Raw genomic sequence first — 3949 nt, forward strand, 5'->3', positions numbered from 1 at the left:
AACCAACAGTTTTGGTTTTATTAAACCTATATTTAATCAATACATTTTTAGTTACTTATAAACTGTAACGATTTTGTAACGCTGTTTTTTTTGAGATAAAAAACAAATCAATTTCTTTTGTGTCATTAATTATAAAAATAAGAGCTAATAAGTTGAAAACAACAGCTGTGTTACTGCTTGTTTGTTAGTGTGTTGGGTTTGGTTAGGGGATTTGTCCCCTTTTTGTCCCCCTTTTAAACACCTTAAAAATACAAGTCGAACTATATTTTTGTTGATTTAGTAAATGAACATATAAAAATTACTGTTTAAAAAAACAAGAAGCATACTTGTTGAAAAACAACGTCATTAAAAAGTATTTAATAGAACCTTAAAATTTCATATAAAAATAATTAATCAAAAACATGAAACATTATTACCAAACACAACGGCACGCTAAAAGCATGTTTACTTTATTGTTTGCATTATGGGCTACTTGTACGCTTACAGCGCAAACCCCGAGTACCAGTAATATTCTCTATGTAAACAAAAATGTAGTAGGAGGTACACAAACTGGAAACTCTTGGGCTAACGCTATCCCTGAACTTGCCGATGCCTTAAAATGGGCAAGAACACAACACGATGCCAACAACAGTTGGCTACAAAATGACAGCTTGCAAATTTATGTGGCCAAAGGTACATACAAGCCTCTGTATAATGCAGGGGATGGAAATTACAGTGTTAGCGGTAACCGCGATAACGCCTTTGTAATGGTTAAAAATGTACAGCTTTATGGAAACTTTGATCCAGAAAATGGCATTACAGACCTTAGTCATCAGCGTTATTATTCATTATACTATGAAACTACTCTAAGTGGTGACTTTAATGATGACGATTATATGACAGAAACTCAAACTGAACCAACTTTTCATAATAATGGCGAGAATGCTCACCATGTAATTATTTCTACAAGAGATGTTGGTAATGCACTAATAGATGGTTTTAATATCATTTCTGGAAATGCAGATGATTCTGAAAGCTATATTGCTGTAAATAACACAAGTGTTAATCGAGGTTTTGGAGCAGGAATTATTAATTTTTCTTCTTCCCCTAGTATTACAAATGTATACATTAGCAGAAATGAGGCTGTTAGTGGTGGAGGAATTATGAGTTTTTACAATTCTTCTAATATTGAAAATATAGAAGTTATGCAAAATAAATCCGTTTATGGAGGCGGGATTTATAACTACGGAGGCTCACCTAGTATTACAAATGTAAAAATTAGAAGCAATTCCTCTGTACAGGGAGGTGGAATTTATAATAACGTAAATAGTTCGCCTAGCATTTCAGACACGGAAATAGCTTATAATTACGCTGCTGATTTTGGTGGAGGAATTTGTAATATTACAAGTTCACCTACTATTATAGATACAGAAATTAAGGAAAATGAATCCGCTTATGGTGGTGGAATTTATAACAATACAAGTTCTCCTGGTATCTCGAATACAGTACTTTACGGAAATGAAGCTACTTATGGAGGCGGGATTTACAATAATGGAAGTTCTCCCAGTATCATAAATGTACATATTGATTATAATAGTGCAAGTAGCCAAGGTGGAGGAATTTTTAATGGAAGTAATAGCGCACCTAATATTTCGGCCACAAGCATTACTAATAACTCTGCAGATAATGGAGGAGGAATATGTAATAATAGTAGTTCGCCAACTATTTTAAATTCAATTATTGCTCATAATTTCGTAAATTATAATGGAGGAGGGCTTATGAATCTTTCTAATAGCGCCCCTAGTATTATTAACTCTAATGTTATATATAATAATGCCACTTATGATGGTGGTGGGATGGTTAATTATAATACCTCTGCGCCGAGTTTTAAAAACAGTATTATTTACGGGAACGCCCCAGATCAAGCGAAAAATTTTGATACGAGTGCTCCTGCCTATGAAGCTTCTCTTATACAAAACAGTAAACCTAATGGTATTTGGAATACTAATTTAGGAACTAATAGTGGAAATAATATAGACGCAAACCCCTTATTTAAAAACCCTAATAGCCGTAATTTTAAGTTGCAGGAAAATAGCCCTGTCATAAATACTGGTGATAACAGTCTTTATACAGGAGATATACTAAATGACACGGATTTATTAGGAAGTTCTCGTTTATCTGATAATAGTATAGATATGGGAGCTATAGAGTATCAAAATGTTACTCCTATACCTAATATTAGTAATATTCTTTATGTAGACAAAAATGTAGTAGGAGGTACACAAGCAGGAGACTCTTGGGCTAATGCTATTCCAGAACTTTCCGATGCCTTAAAATGGGCTAGAACTCGACATGATGCAGATAACAATTGGCTACAAAACGATAGCTTACAAATATATGTAGCACAAGGAATGTATGTGCCAGAGTATCATGCTGAAGATGGTCAATATACTTACAACGGTAACCGTAATAATGCCTTTGTAATGGTTAAAAACGTACAACTATACGGAGGTTTTGATCCCGCTAACAACATTACCGATTTAACCCATCTTAGATACCTTCATTCTACAGCTGGTAGTGTTTTAAGTGGAGAGTTTCAAGGGGATGGCTACATAAATAATAACAATTATAATATACTTATCTCCTCAGGAGATGTAGGCAATGCCTTAATAGATGGCTTTTATATTACAGGAGGGTCAGCGAGTGGGTATGCTCAAGTTACAGTAAACAATAATAATGTTAATAACAGTAATGGTGGTGGAATTTATACCATAAATGCTTCTCCTAGCATTGTAAATACAGAAATTTCCTATAACGAAGCTTTAAATAATGGCGGAGGAATTTATACCAATAATAGCTCGTCCAACATTCTAAATACGACTATTGAAAATAATTACGCTGACGCATTCGGTGGAGGAATTTATAATGAAACGAGTTCTCTAAACATTAGGGATGTAAAGATTAGTAATAACCGAGGACGACAACAAGGCGGCGGAATTTATAATGAAACAAGCTCTCTAAACATTGTTAATTCGGATATCAGTCGTAACACTGCTACTGGAAATGGAGGCGGAATTTTTAATAACACGAGTTCTCCAGTTATTTTAAATTCTGTTATCAAAAGTAATAGTGTTAGTGCCAATGGCGGCGGAATTTATAACCAAGCGAATAGCGTACCAGAAATTATAAATACCCGTATTGTTTCTAATACTTCTAATAGAGGAGGAGGTATTTTTAATACTACAAGTTCATCTAATATAATAAATACAACGATTAGTAGGAATTACGCTCGTGGTGGTAGCAATGCTGGAAGTGGGATTTATAATTATGAAAGCTCGCCAACTATTAAAAATAGTATTATTTATGGGAATACAACAAGCGAAATAATTAATAGCACCAATAGTTCTCCTAACTTTAGCCACTCTATTGTATATGCTAGTACGCTTAATGGAGTGTGGGATACCAATCTTGGAATAGATAACGGAAATAACCTAGATGCAGACCCTTTATTTATAAACTCATTAGACTTTAGCCTGCGAGATGGAAGCCCTGCCATAGATGCAGGAGATAACACCGCTTACACCAACGCAGGTGGAGACCTAAATAACGATACCGACTTAGCAGGAAATACACGTTTGTTTGGTAGTACTATAGATATTGGAGCTTTTGAACATCATGGAATAAAAACCTATTGGACAGGTAACATAAATACCGACTGGCATACCGCAGGAAACTGGACAAGTGGATTGCCTAGCACTACCACCAATGCCGTTATAGACCAAGTTACCAACCAACCTTTGGTTGCTGCTACAAACTCAGCAGAAGCTTACAGTATTGTAATCAACCCAGGAGCAAGCCTATCTGTATTAGGAGAGTTAAGTTTCCAAACAAGTTTAACCAATCACGGAGATTTACTATTCTTAAGCAATGCCAATGCCACCGGTCAATTAACCGAGCTTCCTGAAGGAGC

Annotated in this window: 1 protein-coding gene; it reads left to right on the plus strand. The window is 35.0% G+C overall.

Translation table 11 applies throughout. The features are described 5' to 3' along the window. Window positions 1–401: 401 nt before the first annotated feature. The coding region (locus tag GGR32_RS11940; protein ID WP_221403742.1) for a beta strand repeat-containing protein at window positions 402–3949 on the plus strand (3548 nt) is incomplete at its 3' end.

The organism is Mesonia hippocampi (genome assembly GCF_014197445.1).
GTDB lineage: Bacteria > Bacteroidota > Bacteroidia > Flavobacteriales > Flavobacteriaceae > Mesonia > Mesonia hippocampi.